Here is a 19,719-nt window from a genome sequence, read left to right as displayed (position 1 = left end):
GAAAGTTGTTAGAAAATATAACAAATATTTCAATTTGGTGAATAGCGCATTTGACAGCTTCATTTCGTCATTCATCGATAATTTGCGGAATCGCCGAACTTGGATCTTGGATAAATGATGCTAATCGTTCTTTTAATGAGGTGGCTCGTTCAGGAACCACTTCAATTGCAATCTCAGCGAGTCTCTTGACCAATTGTAAATCACCAGCAGCACCAGCTACATAGCATAGGGTACTCATATGTGCGGGATGTATCGGATGTATACAGGCCTGATGCGCTTTCTTGAGAAAATCTTCAGGCCAATGTACCAATTCATTAAAGAAAATTTGGCTTTGACGATTCCACTCAGAAACTAGAAATTGCACCATTTCGTTAGCATCTTGTTCATTGGAGGTATATGACCAATCATTGTCATGATCATTGATTAAATAAGGTAGGATCGAACTACGCCATGCACAATCATAATCACGCATTTTTTCAATATCTAAAGCTTTACCTGTACATCGCATAACGTATTCACCTAATGGGATAAGGTGAATACCGAGATTAACTTGAAAACAATGTCTTTTAATGGAGTGTTGTATATCGACGATTCGAATAACTTCTCCCTCAACCTGCCTAAATACATCGCCTTTTTTTATAAAGCCCTGTGCTTTTAAAATGGGATAAAACTGATGTTGTAATAGTTTGGAAATGACTTTTTTATCCATTAGATATATCCATGGTAGAGGCTAGCATTGCCATAGAAATTTAGCAGTTTTACCCTGAGGGCAATCGAATAGGTAGGCGGAACCTCCTCCACCAAAATTCATCTCAGTTCTATGATCAGGTCCAGTCTCTAGTTGAGCAACAAAGCGCATAGGCTTTTGGCAGCAATCACATTCCGGTGTTTCATCATTTTGCAGCCACTCAGCTTGGCCAGAAAGCTGACCTAAAATTTCTCTCTTGGGCCCTTGCCAAAGTTCACGTGATTGTGAATATTCTACTTGCGAATCTTGGAAAATCTTGGCGCCATATTCCGCTTCACGTAAGGTATTTTCAGGTTCTAACGGGTGGAATTTTTCGAGAGATTGAACCTCTGTAATGACAATCACTTTATTGCCACCAACGTCTGCATCCCAGTCATCACACATACCTGGATCTTGGCTACACATAAAGATCAGTTCTAAACCGAGATCAGTTTTTACTTTGCCAAGGTATTGCATTGCACCATTACAATTTGTGCAGTGAGGCCATTCAACCTGTAAGCCAATCGTTTTAACAGGAAGACCGCCAAAAGAGGTTTGATCAAGGTGTTGTGAGATTTGGTCTAAAATTAACAGTTGAGTCATGTTTATACCTTATTTTATTTCTATTTTAGCTCTGGGGGCGTTAGATCTTAACTGTGTACAACATATCCAAAGATTCCAACCAAGCTGCTCTTCTGGGTTAAGCCCAATGCAAGTCGAGGTAAGACACAACCTGTAATGATTGTTCCTTTCGGGTAATCATCAGAATTGATTTGTTCTAAAAGTGCTGAGTCACCAATCCGAACAAATGCACAGTCGATAAAATCGTGTTGTGCTGCAAACCAATCCATCATCTTGTGCCAAGGCTGAAAATATTCTGCTGGAGATTCTTCACCATCTTGTTCTACTTCTTTCCACCACTGTGTATTGGTTGTAAGCGGTTCAGTCGTAATGTTCGCCAAAGGAAAAATAGTATTGGCAAAGTATTGTTGAATCAGTTGAGGCGTAATTTTTTGGCTAGCTGAGTTGTGTGAATGCATGATATAAAAATCTTGAAAATAATCCCCTGAGTTTGAACCCATGCCAACTTCAACATTTGCCATGATATTGGTGATTTCAGCGCTCAATTTTTGACAAAGTTTTAATTCATCGGAATCAATTTCATGCTGCAATGGGATATTGTGCTTTGAAATAGACCCATCATTATAAACGCTGGTAAAGCGCGAAATGATATTGTTAGGCCATTCATCTGTATCAGCACCCACATCATAATTCTGCATACATTCAGATAATATTTTTAATCTTTCTTCACTTAACGCTAGTTTTATATTCATGATTTTGCCAAATTTAATGATAAATCTTAATCATATAAACGGTAAATTCCAGTAAAGCGCTCACAGCCTTTTTGTGTTGTCGTCACAGACAAAATTGCTTTTTGGAAATTAAGCACATATTTACAGTCATGTTCATTGTCTAAAATTTGATTCTTTTTTTCAGGCGTGGTGTAAGCCAACAATGAGACAATTTGACTATCTTTACGGTTATTGGGATTTCGGTAGGCGATGCCTTCAACTTTAATCCGATCTTTAGTCAGTTGATGGATTTGTAAATGGGCGGGTTGCTTCGAAATTTTACCATGTTCATATTTGATGAAATGTTGGGTTAAACTTTGATTCATTGAGGTGTAAAAATTTAAGTCTTCTAGGCGAATATCGAACTGTTGTTTAAAACAATCGTTGCTTTTACATTGACTTAAACGGTTGAGCCATAAACGATGTGTATCATTGATTAAGCGTATTGGTGCATCTGTGACCAGATATGCAGTGAGATAGCTCTCATTTAATTGAGCGCGTAGTTCACTATACTGCGAACCACATAACTTTTTTAAAAGTGATGAATCTTGGTGCTTACAGTCAAGAGGCAGGGCATAAACAGCTGATGTACTGATACAGCTCAAAATGAGACCAGACAAGAGTGTTTTAATTTGATTAAATTCTGTATTCAACAGCATGATCGCTTATACTTTCACAATGTTTGCATACGTACTATAGCGAAAGAGAAAGTACGAATACAAGATTTTTAAATTTTAAAAACTGCAAAAGGAGCTAAGAATGATCATACCGATTCGTATTGGGCAAGGAATGGATGTACATGCTTTTGAAGAAGGTGATTTTGTAACTTTGGCAGGCGTTCAAATTCCACATACGCATGGTTTAAAAGCACATTCTGATGGTGATGTCGTATTACACGCATTATGTGATGCTTTATTGGGTGCATTGGCTTTAGGGGATATTGGACAGCATTTCCCAGACACAGATGCTGAATTTAAAGGTGCGGATAGCCGTAAGCTCTTAAAACATGTTTATCAATTAATTTTAGACCGTGGTTATAAATTAAATAATGCTGATATTACTGTGGCATGTGAACGGCCTAAATTAGCCAAACACAATTTGGAAATGCGTCAAAGTATTGCAGATGTGTTAGATGTTGATGTGACTCAAATTAGTGTTAAAGCAACAACCACAGAGAAATTGGGCTTTACTGGTCGTCAGGAAGGTATTTTATCCACTGCAACAGTCTTAATTTCACATTTAGCAAAATAATTATTTTTATAGTTTAGAACTCTTACTTATCTATCTGCTGAAAAATATTGATGCGATGGTAGATAAGTTTTGATATTTTCTGATTTTAAAGCGCTATAACCAAATTTTAGCTACAAAAAAAGCCCTTTAAAGGGCTCTTTTCACATGCAAAAATTAGTTAGCTAACACTTTAACTTGTGCATTCAAGCGGCTCTTGTGACGAGCAGCTTTGTTTTTATGGATGATACCTTTATCCGCCATACGGTCAATAACTGGAACTGCAGCTTTATAAGCTTCAGTTGCGGCAGCATATTCACCAGTAGCGATAGCAGCGATTGTGCGTTTGATATAAGTACGTACCATTGAACGCAAGCTTGCGTTGTGTTTACGTGCTTTAACGTTTTGACGAGCACGTTTTTTTGCTTGAGCAGAGTTTGCCACTCGTGCACTCCTTGAATTAGATGGGTCTGGGCGGGCTGAAACCACATCTGAAAACCACATCAGAGGATTATCACCAGCCCGTAAACAAGTGCCATATTGTGATTAAAGAGGCCAGTAAAGTCAAGTGTTGACATGCTTTGACAACATTTTTGTTGAAGAAAAATTTGAAATAAAACGTTAGATTAGTAATAAATCTAGGAGATTGTTTAAAAAATGACTAATTCGATAAAAAATGCGATTGTGATTGGAGCAACAGGTTTAGTGGGGCAGCGTCTCATTGAACAGCTCGATTTATTGACTGATTGTGAAAAAATTACAGTTGTTGTGCGTCGAGAAAATCCCGGCTTTTCAAAATTTAAAAAAGTTGAACAATTTGTATTGGATGATTTCCTTCTACTCAATGATCAAGATGTCAGCGGTTACACTCATGCATTCAGTTGCTTGGGAACGACTATTAAAAAGGCAGGTTCTAAAGAAGCTTTCTATAATATTGATTTTGAGATCAATGCGCATTTTGCAGATTTATTTGAAATGACTGAAACCCATTTACTTTTAGTCAGTGCGATGGGGGCAAAAGCCAGCTCGCCAATTTTTTATAATCAAGTGAAAGGTGAACTCGAGGACTATATACAAAAGTTGAACTTATATCGTTTTTCTATTATTCGCCCATCGTTACTCCTTGGTGAACGAAATGAAAAGCGTTTCTTAGAAGACGTAACGCAAAAGCTGTATAGTAAATTTTCGCATTTGGTACCCAATTCTTTTAAATATAAGCCAGTGACAGCACAACAAGTGGCTCATACTATGGTCGAGGCTGCTCAAACACAAACTCAAAAAATTGAAATTTATGATAATTTGCGTATACAAAATAGCAAATAATGGAGTGATAACGTGACTACAGTACCTTTTGTAACTTGTGATTTATTAGATGATCATCCAGACCAAGACATCCAAACCTTGATTCCATCTCTAGATGGCAAGTTTTTTAGAAGTTATGGGGCGCGTAAAACCTTTGGTGGTCAAATCGTGACAGTCAAGTGTTTTGAAGATAACTCAAGAGTGAAAGAGTTACTTGCTACAGATGGAACAGGCAAGGTTTTGGTTGTCGATGGTGGAGCATCCATGCGTTGTGCCTTGATGGGTGACATGATTGCAGAGTCAGCGGTTAAGCATCACTGGAATGGTGTAGTGATTTACGGCTGTGTACGTGATGTAGATGCACTAGTTGAACTTGATCTAGGTGTCCATGCATTGGCTTCAATTCCACAAAAAAGCAATCGTAAAGGCATAGGTGAGGTCGATATTCCTGTGTATTTTGGTAGTGTCACTTTCAATTCTGGTGAATATATCTATGCAGATAACAATGGCATTGTGGTTTCAAAAGAAAAATTAGTGGATTTATAAAAAGCTTTATTTAAGCGAAAACAATCATCTAGGGGGTATAAAATGGTGCATCATCAAATTAAAGTTGTACAAGCTTTGGCTTCATCACTGACTGAGGGAGGCCGTGGTGTAACAGGAACTCCGTTTCCAAACCAGCCAGAAAAGGCTTTAAAGTTATATGAGTTTGAAGGTTCACCATTTTGCCGCCGTGTACGAGAAGTAATGACCTTGCTCAATTTGGATTATGAAGTCTATCCATGCCCTAAAGGTGGGACTAAATATCGTCAGGTTGTAAAAGAAAAAGGGGGGAAATTACGTTTTCCGTATTTTATTGATGAAAATACGGGAACAGCAATGTACGAATCGCAAAAGATTGTTGATTACTTATTTAAGCATTATGGTAAAACAGGCAAAACACCAAAGAAATATTCTCATTATCCTAAATACCCAACGGTCGCTATGGTGGGAACCATTATTAATGGTGCACGCGGGGTTTGGGTTAATAAAAAAATTGTTGATCGTACAAGTCCAGCGCAATTATTGGAATTATGGGGGGTTGAAGCAAGTCCTTATACACGTGTTGTACGTGCTGTGTTAACTGAATTAGAAATTCCATTTATTTTTCATAATGTGGCGAAAGAGTGTTGGCAAGATCTAGGCCCAGCAGTTTTACGTTTAAAACCCGGTAAATATGTTCCTTTGGTGGGTGGCAAACGTGAAAAAATTATTCCAGTTATGGCCCGCGCAAAGCAAGACATTCAAGTGCCTTATTTAGAAGATCCAAATACAGGTGAAAAACTCTTTGAGTCAGCAGCAATCGTATCTTATTTACAGAAACAATATGGTTAACTCTATGTGTTAAAAGCACCTAACATAGGTGCTTTTAATTGAAGGATAAATGTGGGTTTACAAGAAAACTATCTTGAATATCGAAATCATATAAATACTTTAAAGACTGACCAAGGCTATATAAAGTATATTTTGAAAATTCAGCAGGTCGTGTATCAACGGCAGTTGGTATCTTGTATGAGTGATTCAAAATGGCTCAAACTTCTGTATGCAATGACAGACTTGGATTTTCCACCTGCATTTATTGTCAAATTGGTGACTGAAAATAAAGATCTACAAGCTGAAGATCAATTTGTGAAGAAAATTCCGTGGTATTTGGGTGATTGGCATCCTTTCTATCACGATGCTATGCCTGTATTTATTGCAATTGAATATTTAATGGTAAAGCCTATGCTGAGCAAACCGAGAGGACGATTGATCAGTGATTTGATTTTAGATCAAACAGATCAATTTCGTACTTTGTTGCAGCATTTGAATATTATGTTTGATGAAAAAAACAGTTGTTTTAAAATTTATGCTTATTACTCAAAGTAATTTTAAAAAAAATCACAATAGAGGTGTCTGAACAAATAAGTCAAAACTGATTGCTTTAATCATTTTTCGCAACATTTCTATCCATATAAATATTGTGAATTAGTGGATTGTTAACGATAAAAACTTAAGCTTTAAAACAGCCTATGTTAGATTGTAACCAATAGAATATTTTGAGATAAATTATGACTTCAACTCGAATTCAACCTGTTATGAATCGTCCAGGGGAAAATGCCTTATTTATTGTTTTAGGATTAAGGCTTGGGGCTGAAGTAATAGATACAGTAATCGATTTTGCAGCAAATTTTTCAGCATTAACACGTAGTTTAACCAACCGTTATCCAGATGCACAATTTAGTGCAGTCATGGGATTTGGGGCAAATGCGTGGGAGCGTTTATTTCCTGATCAGGCTAAACCACAAGAATTAGAACAGTTTAAAGAAATTAAAGGGCCAAAATATACGGCTGTTTCAACAGAAGGCGATTTGTTTTTCCATATTCGTGCTGATCGTCAAGCGTTGTGTTTTGAAATGGCAGATATGATCAATACGCAATTAAAAGCCGTAAGTTATCCAGTGGATGAAGTGAATGGTTTTCGATATTTTGACGGTAGAGCGATTATTGGCTTTGTTGATGGGACAGAAAACCCAGAGCCTGAAATTGCAGCTGAATATGCACTGGTGGGTGATGAAGATCCAGACTTTAAAGGTGGCAGCTATGCATTTATTCAAAAATATATGCATGATATGGACAAGTGGCGTGCGCTCAGTGATGAAGAACAAGAAAAAGTCATCGGACGTAAAAAGTTTAATGATGTTGAACTGAGTGATGATGTAAAGCCTAAAACAGCACACAATGTAGTGAGTAAGGCGCATGATGCGGATGGCAATGAAATTAAAATCATGCGTGCAAATATGCCGTTTTCAAATCCATCTAAAAATGAATATGGCACCTTCTTTATTGGTTATGCACGCAAATTTAGTGTGACCCGACAAATGTTAGAGCATATGTTTCAAGGTGATGAAGAGGGTAATTTAGATCGTTTATTAGATTTTAGTACAGCAGTGACAGGAACCTTATTCTTTGTGCCTACTGTCGATTTCTTAGATGATTTGGGTGACGAATAACGCTGATGGTTTATGTTCAGGTAAATGGTCGTTTTAAAACGGCCTTTTACTGCGAACTTTTGTCATCTTTGTTATGATGAGTCTCTGATTCGATTGAGTTTTAGTGATGTTTGATAAAATTACAGCATTATTTAAGGGTAATAAAAACGGTCCTGAACAAGTTTTTCTACAAGAAAATAATATTCAAATTGATGCTGAGCATGGTTTTATTGTAGATGGTATTGTTTTAAATCGTGAGTTATCTGAACGGCTGGAATACTTTTCTAACCGAAAACTCAATAATTTTGATGATTTAAAGGCTTTGTTCTATAAAACAATTTTGATCAATGAAAAGATTGATTTAGAAATCGCGACAAACAACTATGTGCAACGACTTGGCAATACAGAAGAAAATTTAAAACAATTTAAAGAAATTATTCGAAAACTGAATGCCTACTACAAAGAATTTAAAAGAGAAAGATAAATCAACTTAAGGCATGGATAACATTTAGTGGAATCAGAATATTTCACCAAAGAATAATATGTGACGTTGCTTAGTTTTTTCTCTGTTATACAAATGACTATTCTCAATTCATTTGCAAGAGCTTCCACAGGTCTATGATCCTGTGAGATTGTCTTGAGGTTGATGTGAATTCTATCCTGATGAAGAAAATGCTGCTGTTGAGTCACTGCACAGATAAATAGAATAAACAAAATCACTCAACTGAATAAAGTCATCATGTTAAACTATTGCTCATGTCTTTTAGACCCTATGCGATTATGTTTAAACAAGAAATCTCTGACCTCAATTTAAAACAACTGAAAGCAGGCGAAAAACGTTGGATTGGCACAATGCTCGGTTCATCTGCAGCCTTATTGTTTAAGGAGATCGCAGAGAAATCGGATCAGCTCTTTGTATTGGTTGCAAAAAATAATCAGCACTTGGGACAGTTGGAAAGTGAATTAGAATTTTATGGGGTAAAACCAACAATATTTCCAGACTGGGAGATATTGCCATATGATCGTTTATCTCCGCACCAAGATATTGTCTCTGAAAGACTGTCGATACTTTCCAATATGCCACAAAAAGGTATTTTATTGGTCTCTGCAACCACCTTGGCACAACGTGTTGCCCCTACATCATGGGTGTTGGGTGAGCATTTTGATATCCGCGTTGGTCAGAAATTTGCATTAGAACAACAAAAATTAAAACTGGTTCAGGCGGGTTATCATCTGGTTGATACCGTTTATGACCATGGTGAGTTTGCGGTACGTGGTAGCATCATGGACATTTATGCTTCTGGGCAAAATGCACCTATTCGTATTGATTTATTTGATGATGAAATAGACAGTTTAAAATTCTTTGACCCTGAAACCCAAAGAACAACAACAAAGTTAGAGCGTTTTACTGTACTTCCTGCAAAAGAATTTCCGTTAAAAGAAGCGCGTTCAACATTTCGTGATCGTTATGCAGAAAGTTTTCCAACTGCAAATCCCAAGAAAAACCCAATTTATCAAGATGTGTTAGAAGGCATTGCTTCTCCAGGATTAGATTTCTACTTCCCGTTATTCTTTTCACAGCAAGCCATGCAAACACAAAGTTGTTTGGTATCGTACTTACCAAGCAATGCGATTGTCATTACAGATAAGCACATTGACGAAGGATTGTTGAGTTTTTGGACAGATGTGATGCGTCGTTATGAAGACCGACGCCATAATGTTGATCAACCGCTATTACCACCTGAAGAAATTTTTATACAACCGAATCAACTGTTTGAGTATTTAAATCAATTTTCAAGAATTATTGCCTCAACAGAAGCCATTGAATTAAAAGCAGGCTGTATCAATTTGTCGGTTGAATTACCACCAAGATTGCCTGTAGACCCTAAACAAGACCAACCATTTAAAGCAGTGAAGCAGTATGTGGATGAGGCTAATCATCCTGTATTACTGGTGGCTGAAAGTGCTGGACGCCGTGAAACTTTAAAAGATGCTTTACGTGCAAGTTTAGGTGAAATTCCAGTTGTTGAAAATTTTGCTGTATTTCAACAATCTAATTTCTCTGTGGCGATTACCAATGCGCCTTTGGATCGCGGATTGGTCATTAGCAATGATCTATCAGTTATTTCTGAAAACCAACTGTATGAACATAGAGTGGTACAGCGCCGTAGAAAACGTCAACAAGAGGTTTCAGAAGAGTTTCTGATCCGAAGTCTAACGGAACTCAATATTGGTGCGCCAGTGGTGCATATTGATCATGGTGTTGGGCGTTATGCAGGTTTAGTTACCTTAAATATTGATGAACAAGACTATGAGTTTCTGCAATTAAACTATGCAGATGATGCAAAAGTGTATGTTCCTGTGACCAATTTACACCTGATTAGCCGTTTTAGTGGTGGTGATCCTGATTTAGCGCCATTACATAAATTGGGTACAGATGCATGGAATAAAGCAAAACGTAAAGCACTTGAACAGATTCATGATGTGGCAGCTGAATTATTACATATTCAAGCACGCCGTCAGTCTAAACCTGGGATTAGCTTTGAGCTGGATCAAAGTGCATATATGCAATTTTCCAGTGGTTTTGCTTATGAGGAAACACTGGATCAGGCCAATGCCATCGAAGCGACCTTATATGATATGCAACAAGCCAAACCAATGGATCGATTGGTTTGTGGTGATGTTGGCTTTGGTAAAACGGAAGTGGCGATGCGCGCGGCATTTGTTGCTGTTCAAAATAATAGGCAAGTGGCTGTTTTAGTCCCTACCACCTTATTGGCGCAACAACATTTTGAATCATTTAAAGATCGCTTTGCCGATTGGCCAATTCGAATAGAGGTACTTTCGCGTTTTGGAACCAATAAAAGTCATACCAAAACCATTGATGATTTAATCGATGGTAAAGTTGATATTGTCATCGGCACACATAAAATTCTTCAGGAAAATGTGCAGTTTAAAAACTTAGGTTTAATGATTGTCGATGAAGAACATCGTTTTGGGGTACGTGATAAAGAGCGTATCAAAGCCATGCGTGCAGATGTTGATATGTTAACCTTAACTGCAACACCAATTCCTCGTACCTTGAATATGGCTTTTGGCGGAATGCGTGATCTTTCAATTATTGCTACACCGCCAGCACGTCGTTTAGCTGTCAAAACTTTTGTCAATGAACAAACCAATGAAACCATGAAAGAGGCAATACTGCGAGAATTGTTACGTGGTGGTCAGGTTTATATCTTGCACAATGAAGTAGATACCATAGAACGCGCTGCAGAAAATATTCGTCAACTTGTACCAGAGGCACGTGTCGCGGTTGCGCATGGTCAAATGCGTGAACGTGAACTTGAGCAAATCATGCAACAGTTCTATCACAAAGAATTTAACGTGCTGGTCTGTTCAACAATTATTGAAACGGGGATTGATGTTCCTAATGCCAATACGATTATTATTGAACGTGCAGACAAACTCGGCCTAGCACAATTACATCAATTACGTGGTCGTGTTGGACGTTCCCATCATCAAGCCTATGCATATTTGATGGTGCCATCGATTAAAGGCCTTAAAGGTGATGCAGAAAAACGTTTAGATGCCATTCAGAGAGCTTCAAATCTTGGCGCTGGTTTTATGCTGGCTACGGAAGACTTAGAGATTCGTGGTGCTGGTGAGCTACTGGGTGAACAACAAAGCGGTTCAATGAATGCAATTGGTTATAGCCTATATATGGAAATGTTAGCCAAAGCGACCAAAGCAATTCAACAGGGCAAGACCCCTAATTTTGATACACCACTTTCACTTACTTCTGAAATTACCCTGCATATGCCTGCTTTGATCCCAGATGAATATTTGGGAGATGTACATCAGCGTCTTATGTTCTATAAACGTATTAGTAATACCGATACTCAGGATAAACTTGACAACATCCGTATGGAGTTGATTGATCGCTTTGGTGTACCGCCATTACCAGTAAAACAACTGTTTAGTGTTCATCAAATTCGGGTTAAGGCTGAAGCTTTAGAAATCACCAAAATTGATATTGGGGCCAATGGCGGGGTGATCGAATTTTCACCTGATACACCTGTGCAAGCGATCAGTATTATTCAACTTATGCAGAAGCATCCAACTTGGTTCCGTATGGAAGGTGGGCAACGTTTAAAAGTGATGGTGATGCTTGAAGAAAATGACAAGCGAATTCAGTTTATTCAGGATTTGTTAAACAATTTATTGACAGAATTAAAGCGTTAATTTATCAGGATTTTGAGCTTAAAAAATGCTCAATCTGAGATTAAAAGTGCTTATGAATTTTTTCAGGTAAATCACTTGAAAAAATTCTGTGATTCTTTAAAGTGTAATTGTGATCAGGTTCAAAACAAACTGTGTTTATTTGTACCAAAACACAAGATAACCAATATTCACACGAAAACCGATGTGTTAGTATTAGCCATCCTTTTAATTTTGCGTCATTTATAAAGATATGTTTAGTTTGCATCCACAACTTGCTCAAGATACTTTTTTTGTAGGCGATTTTCCGCTTTCAACATGTCGTTTAATGAATGATATGCAATTCCCGTGGCTGATTCTTATTCCACGTGTTCCTGGTATCACTGAGTTATATGAACTAAGTCAAGCTGACCAAGAGCAGTTTTTACGTGAATCAAGCTGGTTGTCTAGTCAGCTTTCTCGTGTTTTTCGTGCAGATAAAATGAATGTTGCTGCACTTGGAAATATGGTTCCGCAATTACATTTTCATCATGTAGTTCGTTATCAGAATGATGTAGCTTGGCCTAAACCTGTATTTGGCCTGCAAGCAGTTCCTTATAGCAATGAAGTATTAGCACATATGCGTCAAACACTGATGTTGGCGTTACGTGGTCAAGGTGAGATGCCATTCGATTGGCGTATGGATTAAGTGTAAACAGCACAAGGGAAGTGTTTAATAAAATGACATTCGAGGTAAAATATTTTGCCATTTGAACGTATGTTAGATAAAGAGCCAAAGCAATTTGAGATATTCCAGCGATTTATGGGGTATTTGATTATTGCTTTGGTGGTCATGGTTTATTATTTCACCTCCCCAATTGCAAATTATCAATTTTATGTTCCTTTTTTTATAGGCTTTATTTTTATTGTTAGCCCTAAGCTATCGCGCTGGCTAGAATATTCATATGGCTCTAAAATTCGGAAAAACATCTATTTCTTAATTGATGTCATCGTAGTTTCTACCGCATTGGCTGCTGTACATTTAAGCCTCGTGGTAACTTTTGTATTGTTATTTGCACTGATCTATACAGCGATTAACAACAAAATTTCATTTATGATGGGCTCTCTGGCAATTTTAGTTGCCTTTGTTGTGTTTTATACCAATATTATTTTTATCTTTGGTTTTTATGATTATTTTCAGCAAACCAGCCCAGAGCTATCAGTCCTGTCTTTTATTAGCATCATTTTGTTTGTAAACATCGGAAATTATTATCAAAATCGCCGTATCAAAAGTGTAGAAACCAAGAAAAACACCTATTTCAATGAAATGAATCGCTATATTGAGTTATCAAATCAACTCAGTCGTTATGCGCCATTACAGCTTTGGCAAGCGATCATGCGTGGTGATACAGAAGCCAAGATTGAATATAAACGTAAAAAAATGACGGTTTTCTTTTCTGATATTCAAGGATTTACAGAATTATCAGAAACTTTGATTCCAGATGATTTGGCCTTTGTATTAAATGACTATTTAAGTCATATGACTGAAATTGCCAAACAATATGGTGCAACCATTGATAAGTTTATGGGTGATGCAATACTGATTTTCTTTGGTGATCCTGACTCACAAGGTGTGGAGCAGGATGCAAAAAACTGTATTGATATGTCCATTGCAATGCGCCAGCAGATGAAATTTCTCCGTGAACGTTGGGTGAAAATGGGCTATGCACCTTTACATATTCGTATGGGGGTCAGTACCGGTTATTGCCACGTTGGAAACTACGGTGCTGTACATCGTATGGCGTATACCATTGTGGGGCGTGATGCCAATTTAGCAGCGCGTTTGCAATATGCTGCGGATATTGATGAAATTTTGGTTTCAGATGAAACCTATAAGCTGATTAAAAATGATTATCTCTGTGCACCAAAAACTCCGATTGAGCTGAAAGGGATTCAAGGTAAGGTACGCACTTGGCAAGTGATGGAAAAATATTCAGCGACCAAGAATGAAAATCAACAATGGTTTGATTATGAATATAAAGGCTTCCACTTGGTGCTGAATTTAGAAGAAGTGCAAAACTTTGAATACCCAGAGCTGGTTGAAGTATTAGAAAAAATGGTAGAACGGATTAAGGTTCAGCAAAAACTTACCAACTCTCAAGGCGTTGCAAAGCTTAATATTGAAGATGAAGTCAACTCAAATTATTTGTAAAATCCTTAAATATTAAATTAAATATCTAAGCCATTAAACATTACCAAGACATTAAAAAACCACTCATCAAGAGTGGTTTTTTTGCCTACATGAAAAGCAATTTAGTGGTTTTCAGAAGCGTGGTTAATTGTATACTTTGGAATTTCAACTTCCATATCTTCATCGGTGATTTTAACTTGGCAAGATAGACGCGAATCGGGTTCTAAGCCCCAAGCACGATCAAGTAAGTCTGCTTCAACATCATCCATCTCTTCGAGCTCATCAAAGCCTTTGCGTACAATCACATGGCAAGTGGTGCATGCTTTAGACATGTCACAGGCATGTTCGATTTTAATACCATTATCGAGCAAACTTTGGCACAGATTGGCGTTTGGTTCAACTTCAAACTCAGCACCATTTGGACAAATTGTTGCATGAGGTAGTACTTTAATACGTGGCATAGTCGTTACCTTAAATTAGTTTGAGTTAGACCAATCATCAAGTTTGGTGCCTTTCAGTGCATGATCAATGTGTTGATTCATACGTTCTGCTGCAAAGGCATCGCTATAAGTTTTTAATTGTTCAACTGCATGCTCAATCGATTTGATATCGTTTGTTTCAAGCTGGGCTTTTAAAGCTTCAGCGGCTTGGTTGAGCGCAGTCAGTTGTTCAGTACTGAGCAGGTTGGAGTCGACCTTTAACGCCTGTGTTAAGGCTTCAAGTTCACGCTGTGCTTCAACTTTAGTTTCATTGAGATGGCGAAGATTTTTATCTTCTTCAGCGAATTTATAACCTTCTAAAAGCAAGCGTTCAGTATCGGTCTCAGACAATCCATAAGAAGGTTTAATGTCGATTTGCGCATTGACCCCTGATGTGGTTTCTTTGGCTGAAACAGTAAGCAGGCCATCTGCATCGACCTGAAAAGTGACTTCAATACGTGCCTGACCCGCGGTCATTGGTGGGATACCATGTAATACAAAACGACCTAAGCTGCGGCAATGCTCAACTAAGTCGCGTTCGCCTTGCAAGACATGGATCAACATGGCCGTTTGACCATCTTGATAGGTGGTGAACTCTTGACGGCGTGCAACAGGAATAGCTGTATTACGTGAAATTAAACGTTCAACCAAACCGCCCATGGTTTCTAGACCAAGTGATAGTGGGGTAACATCTAACAGTAATGAACCATCTTTAGAATTTCCAATGAGCTGATTCGCAGTGATCGCAGCGCCAATCGCCACAACTTCATCAGGATTGATGGTACAAAGTGGTTCTTGCTTAAATACTTCACGCACGACTTTCTGTACAGCATAAGAGCGGGTTGAGCCACCAACAAGAACTACATTTTGAATATCATCGAGTTCAAGTTTTGCATCACGCATGACACGTTTACACACATTGATCGTCTTATCTAATGCCACTTGAATGATTTCTTCAAATGCTGTGCGATCTAGCGTGAGATGATGTGTTAGAACTTTAATATCAACAGAGGTTGCATCACTGAGTGCTTCTTTGGCTTTACGCGCAGAAACGATAAAATGTGCATATTCTGCATCATCTAAAGTTTCAATATTGAGTTGTTTTTTTGCCCATTTCACAATAAGGCGATCTAAGTCATCACCACCCAGTGCGGTATGACCGCCTGTGGCTAAAACTTCAAACACACCTTGAGAAAAACGCAAAATAGATACATCAAACGTACCACCACCTAAATCATAAATGACATAGTTGCGGTCTGTTGTTAGGTTGCTCTCTTGATCTAAGCCATATGCAACAGCTGCAGCGGTAGGTTCATTGAGTAAGCGTAATATATTTAAACCTGCGAGTTCAGCTGCATCACGTGTAGCTTGGCGTTGCGCTTCATCAAAGTAGGCTGGAACCGTAATAACAGCGCCATTCACCGGATTGCTTAAGCTTTGTTCAGCGCGATCTTTCAGTTGTTTTAAAATTTCTGCAGAGATTTCTACAGGTGTTTTACGACCTTGCGCTGTTTCAAATGCTGGCATTTCATTATCAGCACCTGCAAGCGTGTAAGGGTGTTGAAATTTAACATCTGCTTTAGAACGGCCCATAAAGCGCTTAACAGAAACAATGGTATTTTTAGGGTCAGCAGTAATAAACGGTTTTGCTGCATCGCCATATTCGGTCGAATTTTTAGAATAATGTACAATAGAAGGAAGTAACACGCGACCTTGCTCATCGTTCAGTACTTTGGCTTTGCCTGATAATACCGTAGCAACAAGAGAATGGGTTGTCCCTAAGTCGATACCAATCGCAATACGGTGTTCGTGTGGCGCACTTGATTGTCCTGGTTCAGCAATTTGCAAGAGTGCCATTTGTCACATCCTTAAAATAAAAACTAAAAACAAATTCGGGTAAAACATATAATGAAAGTTAAAATTTAGAAATCATCATCTAAACTAAAATCTTCATCATCTAAAAGCTGATCTTCGGCTTTATCAATATCATTCATGACTTTTTGAAAGAATCGTAACTTACGCACCGTGTCACGTGCTTCAGCCCAATCTTCATCCTCAAAATCAATTTTGAATTCGCGAACTAAGCCATCAATCCATTGTTGGACTTCTTTTTTTAAAGAATGCAATTGTTCAGTATTGGTTGCTTCATCAAGCTGCTCACGAATTTCTAAAGCAGATTGTAAGAACTCAAAATCACTAATTGATTGATCTAAGTGATGATCTTGCTTTTTGAGTGAAAGTAGATAAGCAGCACGACTGTCTACATTGGATAAAGCCTTATATGCCTGATTAATTTCACTTGATTTAATCAAAGCTTTGTCTTTATCTTCAGCTTTATCAGGATGATATTGCTGTTGTAGTTTTAGGAAATTAGCTTTTAATGTCGCTAAATCAATATCGAGTGCTTCCGGGAGATCGAACAACTCAAAATGACTCATGGGAGATACTCATCCACGATGTTTTACAGGAAAACGGTGTAATTAAATGTGATTAAAACAGTGCAAGACACTGTTTTAACATGAGAAAAAGCAGGGCAGATTATACAGTGAAAGATTCACCACAGCCACATTCACCTTTTTTATTTGGGTTATTGAACTCGAAGCCTTCATTGAGACCATTTTTAACATAGTCCATTTCCATACCATCGAGATAAACCAAACTTTTTGGGTCTACAAAAACTTTTACACCAAACTGCTCGAACATTTGATCATGAGTGTCAATATCATCAACAAACTCAAGTACATAAGCTAAGCCAGAACAGCCTGAAGTTTTCACACCAAGACGAATACCTTCACCCTTACCGCGATTCTTTAAATAATTGCTGATATGAGTTGCAGCATTTTCAGTTAGATTGATCATGAAAACTCCGTTAAAAAATCATCTGCTAAATTTGACGAACAGATATTAGGCTTTAGTTTTCTTGCTACGGTAATCTTCAACAGCAGCTTTAATTGCATCTTCTGCAAGTACAGAACAGTGTACTTTTACAGGAGGAAGTGCAAGTTCAGTTGCGATGTCGATATTCTTAATCGCCTGTGCTTCGTCAAGCGTTTTACCTTTTAACCATTCGGTTACGAGTGAACTAGACGCAATTGCAGAGCCACAGCCATAAGTCTTAAAGCGAGCTTCTTCAATTACACCACTGTCATTCACTTGGATTTGTAAACGCATTACATCGCCACATGCAGGTGCACCCACCATACCTGTACCAACATTTTCTGCATTTTTATCCAACACACCAACATTACGAGGATTTTCGTAATGATCTATTACTTTTTCGCTATAAGCCATGTTGCTTCTCCAAACCTCGGGGTCAGCGTTGATAATATGTATTTCTACAATCTAATTTGGTGGCATTTTACTGATTTTCAATAAAATGCCGCGTTTTGATTTCAAGGAACTTAGTGTTCAGCCCATTCAACTGAATTTAAGTCGATCCCTTCTTTGTACATATCCCAAAGCGGAGAAAGCTCACGCAATTTCTCAACAGCAGCTTTAGTAATCTTAATTACATGATCAATGTCTTCTTCAGTCGTATAGTGACCAAAGCTAAAACGAATTGAACTATGTGCTAACTCGTCAGAAAGACCGAGGGCACGAAGTACGTAAGAAGGTTCAAGTGTTGCAGATGTACATGCTGAACCAGAAGATACAGCAGCATCTTTTAACGCCATCATCAATGATTCACCTTCAACAAAGTTGAAGCTAACATTTAAGTAGTTTGCAACATTGTATACAGGGTGGCCATTTAAGAAGACTTGTTCTAAATCTTGTAAACCGTTCCAGAGTTTGTCACGGAGTACACGTAAACGTGTTTGTTCAGCTTGTAAAGATTTGCCAGCAAGTTCAAATGCTTCACCCATACCGACGATTTGATGGGTTGCAAGTGTACCTGAGCGCATACCACGTTCATGACCACCGCCATGAATTTGTGCTTTGATACGAACACGTGGGCTACGGCGTACAAATAAAGCACCAATGCCTTTAGGTCCATAAACCTTATGACCTGAGAAGCTCATCAAATCAACTTTCATGGTAGAAAGATCGATTTCAACTTTACCTGCAGCTTGTGCAGCATCTACATGGAAATAGGTTTTATTGGCACGTGTTAACTCACCAATTGCAGCAACATCTGTCACAGTACCAATTTCATTGTTCACCATCATCAATGAAACAAGTAGCGTATCTGGACGAAGTTCAGCTTGAACCATTTCTGGGGTAATTAAACCAGTTTTAGGTTCAGGTTCAAGATAGGTAATCTCAAAACCTTCTTCTTCTAATTCACGACAAGTATCTAAAATTGCTTTATGTTCAATTTTACTTGTGATGATGTGTTTGCGTTTAGAACCGTAAAACTGAGCAACACCTTTAAGGGCAAGGTTATCAGATTCAGTAGCACCAGAAGTCCAGACAATTTCGCGTGGATCAGCTTTTACTAAATTTGCGACTTGTTCACGTGCATATTCAACTTTTTCTTCAGCTTGCCATCCATAAGCATGTGAGCGAGAAGCAGCATTACCGAATGTACCATCAAAGGTTAAACACTCCATCATGCGTTCTGCTACTTGAGGATCAACAGGCGTAGTTGCTGCATAGTCAAGATAAATCGGACGTTTCATGTCAAATACCTGTAACCGATAAAAGGGCTGAATCAAGAGGTGCTGAATTTTGGCGAACTGCAACGGTTTGTACGTTGTCACGAGCTACTAAATCCGCAAGGGTGATTTTAGCTAAATAATCGGCAATATGGAGAGAGAGTTCTTGCCATAAATCGTGAGTTAAACACATTGCACCATTTTGGCAGTTGCCTTTGTGGTCACAACGAGTCGCATCAACGGTTTCATTTACAGCTTCAATAATTTCTAAGACAGTAATTTCTTCAGCATGGCGCGCTAAGTGATAACCGCCATTTGCTCCACGAACACTTGAAACTAAGCCATGACGTTTAAGTTTAGCGAACAATTGTTCAAGATAAGCGACAGATATCGTTTGGCGGGTTGCAATTTCTGCAAGCGTAATCGTTTGTTCAGGTGGCTGCAATGCTAAGTCAAGTAGTGCAGTCACTGCATAGCGACCGCGAGTAGTTAGGCGCATGATTCGATACACATGTTTTAGACTAGATGTATGAATTTTATGAATCCTGACTAAAATAGTCAAGTATTTTTAAGTTTAATTCTGACTAATTTAGTCAGAATTTATTATTTGAACAAAAATTACTGGAAAATTTCAATTT

Annotated in this window: 22 protein-coding genes; 10 read left to right on the top strand and 12 right to left on the bottom strand. The window is 38.1% G+C overall.

Going from position 1 to position 19,719, the window contains the following annotated elements; translation table 11 throughout:
- Positions 1–67: 67 nt before the first annotated feature.
- From PYV58_RS11740 to PYV58_RS11725, 4 genes are read right to left on the bottom strand one after another with little or no spacing between them, the layout of a single operon-like run.
- Complete coding sequence (locus PYV58_RS11740) at positions 68–709, bottom strand: DUF4304 domain-containing protein (RefSeq protein ID WP_034610356.1); 642 nt, start codon at positions 707–709, stop codon at positions 68–70.
- Between the two features lie 21 nt (positions 710–730).
- On the bottom strand, positions 731–1,330 hold the full coding sequence (locus tag PYV58_RS11735; protein WP_034610358.1) for a hypothetical protein: 600 nt from the start codon (positions 1,328–1,330) through the stop codon (positions 731–733).
- Between the two features lie 47 nt (positions 1,331–1,377).
- Positions 1,378–2,061 (bottom strand): hypothetical protein, encoded by a 684-nt coding sequence (locus PYV58_RS11730; RefSeq protein ID WP_034610367.1) that lies wholly within the window; start codon positions 2,059–2,061, stop codon positions 1,378–1,380.
- A gap of 26 nt (positions 2,062–2,087) precedes the next feature.
- The gene (locus PYV58_RS11725; protein WP_004720662.1) at positions 2,088–2,738 is read right to left on the bottom strand and encodes a hypothetical protein; all 651 of its coding nucleotides are present in this window, start codon (positions 2,736–2,738) and stop codon (positions 2,088–2,090) included.
- 100 nt (positions 2,739–2,838) lie between these two features.
- On the opposite strand from PYV58_RS11725, the gene ispF reads away from it, so the two are divergent.
- Positions 2,839–3,330, top strand: a complete 492-nt coding sequence (gene ispF, locus PYV58_RS11720) for a 2-C-methyl-D-erythritol 2,4-cyclodiphosphate synthase (RefSeq protein ID WP_004720660.1) — start codon at positions 2,839–2,841, stop codon at positions 3,328–3,330.
- Between the two features lie 153 nt (positions 3,331–3,483).
- On the opposite strand, the gene rpsT is transcribed toward ispF, so the two are convergent.
- Positions 3,484–3,750, bottom strand: a complete 267-nt coding sequence (gene rpsT / locus PYV58_RS11715) for a 30S ribosomal protein S20 (RefSeq protein ID WP_034610548.1) — start codon at positions 3,748–3,750, stop codon at positions 3,484–3,486.
- Between the two features lie 213 nt (positions 3,751–3,963).
- Here rpsT and PYV58_RS11710 point away from each other — a divergent pair, with 213 nt between their 5' ends.
- The 9 genes from PYV58_RS11710 to PYV58_RS11670 all read left to right on the top strand — a co-directional run bounded on the left by PYV58_RS11710 (position 3,964) and on the right by PYV58_RS11670 (position 14,028).
- Positions 3,964–4,629 (top strand): nucleoside-diphosphate sugar epimerase, encoded by a 666-nt coding sequence (locus tag PYV58_RS11710; RefSeq protein ID WP_034610371.1) that lies wholly within the window; start codon positions 3,964–3,966, stop codon positions 4,627–4,629.
- A gap of 12 nt (positions 4,630–4,641) precedes the next feature.
- Complete coding sequence (gene rraA / locus PYV58_RS11705; protein ID WP_004720654.1) at positions 4,642–5,154, top strand: ribonuclease E activity regulator RraA; 513 nt, start codon at positions 4,642–4,644, stop codon at positions 5,152–5,154.
- Between the two features lie 42 nt (positions 5,155–5,196).
- The gene (locus PYV58_RS11700) at positions 5,197–5,982 is read left to right on the top strand and encodes a glutathione S-transferase N-terminal domain-containing protein (RefSeq protein ID WP_275059529.1); all 786 of its coding nucleotides are present in this window, start codon (positions 5,197–5,199) and stop codon (positions 5,980–5,982) included.
- Between the two features lie 51 nt (positions 5,983–6,033).
- Positions 6,034–6,516 (top strand): DUF6678 family protein, encoded by a 483-nt coding sequence (locus PYV58_RS11695; RefSeq protein ID WP_034610377.1) that lies wholly within the window; start codon positions 6,034–6,036, stop codon positions 6,514–6,516.
- Between the two features lie 182 nt (positions 6,517–6,698).
- Positions 6,699–7,640 (top strand): Dyp-type peroxidase, encoded by a 942-nt coding sequence (locus tag PYV58_RS11690; RefSeq protein ID WP_004720648.1) that lies wholly within the window; start codon positions 6,699–6,701, stop codon positions 7,638–7,640.
- 106 nt (positions 7,641–7,746) lie between these two features.
- Positions 7,747–8,103 (top strand): hypothetical protein, encoded by a 357-nt coding sequence (locus tag PYV58_RS11685; RefSeq protein WP_034610380.1) that lies wholly within the window; start codon positions 7,747–7,749, stop codon positions 8,101–8,103.
- A 296-nt stretch (positions 8,104–8,399) separates the two neighbouring features.
- Positions 8,400–11,861, top strand: coding sequence for a transcription-repair coupling factor (gene mfd / locus PYV58_RS11680; protein WP_034610383.1), 3,462 nt, complete (start codon positions 8,400–8,402; stop codon positions 11,859–11,861).
- Positions 11,862–12,090: 229 nt separating this feature from the next.
- Entirely contained in the window at positions 12,091–12,525 is a 435-nt protein-coding gene (locus PYV58_RS11675; protein WP_004720642.1) for an HIT domain-containing protein, read from the top strand.
- Between the two features lie 54 nt (positions 12,526–12,579).
- On the top strand, positions 12,580–14,028 hold the full coding sequence (locus PYV58_RS11670) for an adenylate/guanylate cyclase domain-containing protein (RefSeq protein ID WP_004720640.1): 1,449 nt from the start codon (positions 12,580–12,582) through the stop codon (positions 14,026–14,028).
- A gap of 101 nt (positions 14,029–14,129) precedes the next feature.
- On the opposite strand, the gene fdx is transcribed toward PYV58_RS11670, so the two are convergent.
- From fdx to PYV58_RS11635, 7 genes are all read right to left on the bottom strand, one after another.
- Positions 14,130–14,468: an ISC system 2Fe-2S type ferredoxin gene (gene fdx / locus PYV58_RS11665; RefSeq protein ID WP_004821379.1), complete on the bottom strand. Its 339-nt coding sequence runs from the start codon at positions 14,466–14,468 to the stop codon at positions 14,130–14,132.
- A 15-nt stretch (positions 14,469–14,483) separates the two neighbouring features.
- Positions 14,484–16,343, bottom strand: coding sequence for a Fe-S protein assembly chaperone HscA (gene hscA / locus PYV58_RS11660; protein WP_034610388.1), 1,860 nt, complete (start codon positions 16,341–16,343; stop codon positions 14,484–14,486).
- Positions 16,344–16,408: 65 nt separating this feature from the next.
- Positions 16,409–16,924, bottom strand: a complete 516-nt coding sequence (gene hscB / locus PYV58_RS11655) for a Fe-S protein assembly co-chaperone HscB (protein ID WP_004720634.1) — start codon at positions 16,922–16,924, stop codon at positions 16,409–16,411.
- A gap of 100 nt (positions 16,925–17,024) precedes the next feature.
- A complete protein-coding gene (iscA, locus tag PYV58_RS11650) occupies positions 17,025–17,345 on the bottom strand; it encodes an iron-sulfur cluster assembly protein IscA (protein WP_034610390.1) in 321 nt (106 codons plus the stop codon).
- A gap of 45 nt (positions 17,346–17,390) precedes the next feature.
- Positions 17,391–17,777: a Fe-S cluster assembly scaffold IscU gene (iscU, locus tag PYV58_RS11645; RefSeq protein WP_004720629.1), complete on the bottom strand. Its 387-nt coding sequence runs from the start codon at positions 17,775–17,777 to the stop codon at positions 17,391–17,393.
- Positions 17,778–17,887: 110 nt separating this feature from the next.
- Positions 17,888–19,105 (bottom strand): IscS subfamily cysteine desulfurase, encoded by a 1,218-nt coding sequence (locus tag PYV58_RS11640; protein WP_004720627.1) that lies wholly within the window; start codon positions 19,103–19,105, stop codon positions 17,888–17,890.
- Position 19,106: 1 nt separating this feature from the next.
- On the bottom strand, positions 19,107–19,580 hold the full coding sequence (locus tag PYV58_RS11635) for an Rrf2 family transcriptional regulator (protein ID WP_004720625.1): 474 nt from the start codon (positions 19,578–19,580) through the stop codon (positions 19,107–19,109).
- Positions 19,581–19,719 lie beyond the last annotated feature (139 nt).

This window comes from Acinetobacter sp. TAC-1 (genome assembly GCF_029025845.1).
Classification (GTDB): domain Bacteria; phylum Pseudomonadota; class Gammaproteobacteria; order Pseudomonadales; family Moraxellaceae; genus Acinetobacter; species Acinetobacter guillouiae.
The sequence above is the reverse complement of the archived record's forward strand: the minus strand, read 5'-3'. Positions and strand labels throughout refer to the sequence as shown.

What these genes read in the sequence shown, in the direction of transcription:
- PYV58_RS11730 (WP_034610367.1), bottom strand. Translation starts at nt 2,061, where the DNA reads ATGAATATAAAACTAGCGTTAAGTGAAGAAAGATTAAAAATATTATCT.
- PYV58_RS11725 (WP_004720662.1), bottom strand. Translation starts at nt 2,738, where the DNA reads ATGCTGTTGAATACAGAATTTAATCAAATTAAAACACTCTTGTCTGGT.
- hscA (WP_034610388.1), bottom strand. Translation starts at nt 16,343, where the DNA reads ATGGCACTCTTGCAAATTGCTGAACCAGGACAATCAAGTGCGCCACAC.
- PYV58_RS11735 (WP_034610358.1), bottom strand. Translation starts at nt 1,330, where the DNA reads ATGACTCAACTGTTAATTTTAGACCAAATCTCACAACACCTTGATCAA.
- ispF (WP_004720660.1), top strand. Translation starts at nt 2,839, where the DNA reads ATGATCATACCGATTCGTATTGGGCAAGGAATGGATGTACATGCTTTT.
- PYV58_RS11685 (WP_034610380.1), top strand. Translation starts at nt 7,747, where the DNA reads ATGTTTGATAAAATTACAGCATTATTTAAGGGTAATAAAAACGGTCCT.
- PYV58_RS11690 (WP_004720648.1), top strand. Translation starts at nt 6,699, where the DNA reads ATGACTTCAACTCGAATTCAACCTGTTATGAATCGTCCAGGGGAAAAT.
- iscA (WP_034610390.1), bottom strand. Translation starts at nt 17,345, where the DNA reads ATGATCAATCTAACTGAAAATGCTGCAACTCATATCAGCAATTATTTA.
- PYV58_RS11700 (WP_275059529.1), top strand. Translation starts at nt 5,197, where the DNA reads ATGGTGCATCATCAAATTAAAGTTGTACAAGCTTTGGCTTCATCACTG.
- PYV58_RS11675 (WP_004720642.1), top strand. Translation starts at nt 12,091, where the DNA reads ATGTTTAGTTTGCATCCACAACTTGCTCAAGATACTTTTTTTGTAGGC.
- PYV58_RS11635 (WP_004720625.1), bottom strand. Translation starts at nt 19,580, where the DNA reads ATGCGCCTAACTACTCGCGGTCGCTATGCAGTGACTGCACTACTTGAC.
- hscB (WP_004720634.1), bottom strand. Translation starts at nt 16,924, where the DNA reads ATGAGTCATTTTGAGTTGTTCGATCTCCCGGAAGCACTCGATATTGAT.
- PYV58_RS11740 (WP_034610356.1), bottom strand. Translation starts at nt 709, where the DNA reads ATGGATAAAAAAGTCATTTCCAAACTATTACAACATCAGTTTTATCCC.
- mfd (WP_034610383.1), top strand. Translation starts at nt 8,400, where the DNA reads ATGTTTAAACAAGAAATCTCTGACCTCAATTTAAAACAACTGAAAGCA.
- PYV58_RS11710 (WP_034610371.1), top strand. Translation starts at nt 3,964, where the DNA reads ATGACTAATTCGATAAAAAATGCGATTGTGATTGGAGCAACAGGTTTA.
- PYV58_RS11640 (WP_004720627.1), bottom strand. Translation starts at nt 19,105, where the DNA reads ATGAAACGTCCGATTTATCTTGACTATGCAGCAACTACGCCTGTTGAT.
- iscU (WP_004720629.1), bottom strand. Translation starts at nt 17,777, where the DNA reads ATGGCTTATAGCGAAAAAGTAATAGATCATTACGAAAATCCTCGTAAT.
- fdx (WP_004821379.1), bottom strand. Translation starts at nt 14,468, where the DNA reads ATGCCACGTATTAAAGTACTACCTCATGCAACAATTTGTCCAAATGGT.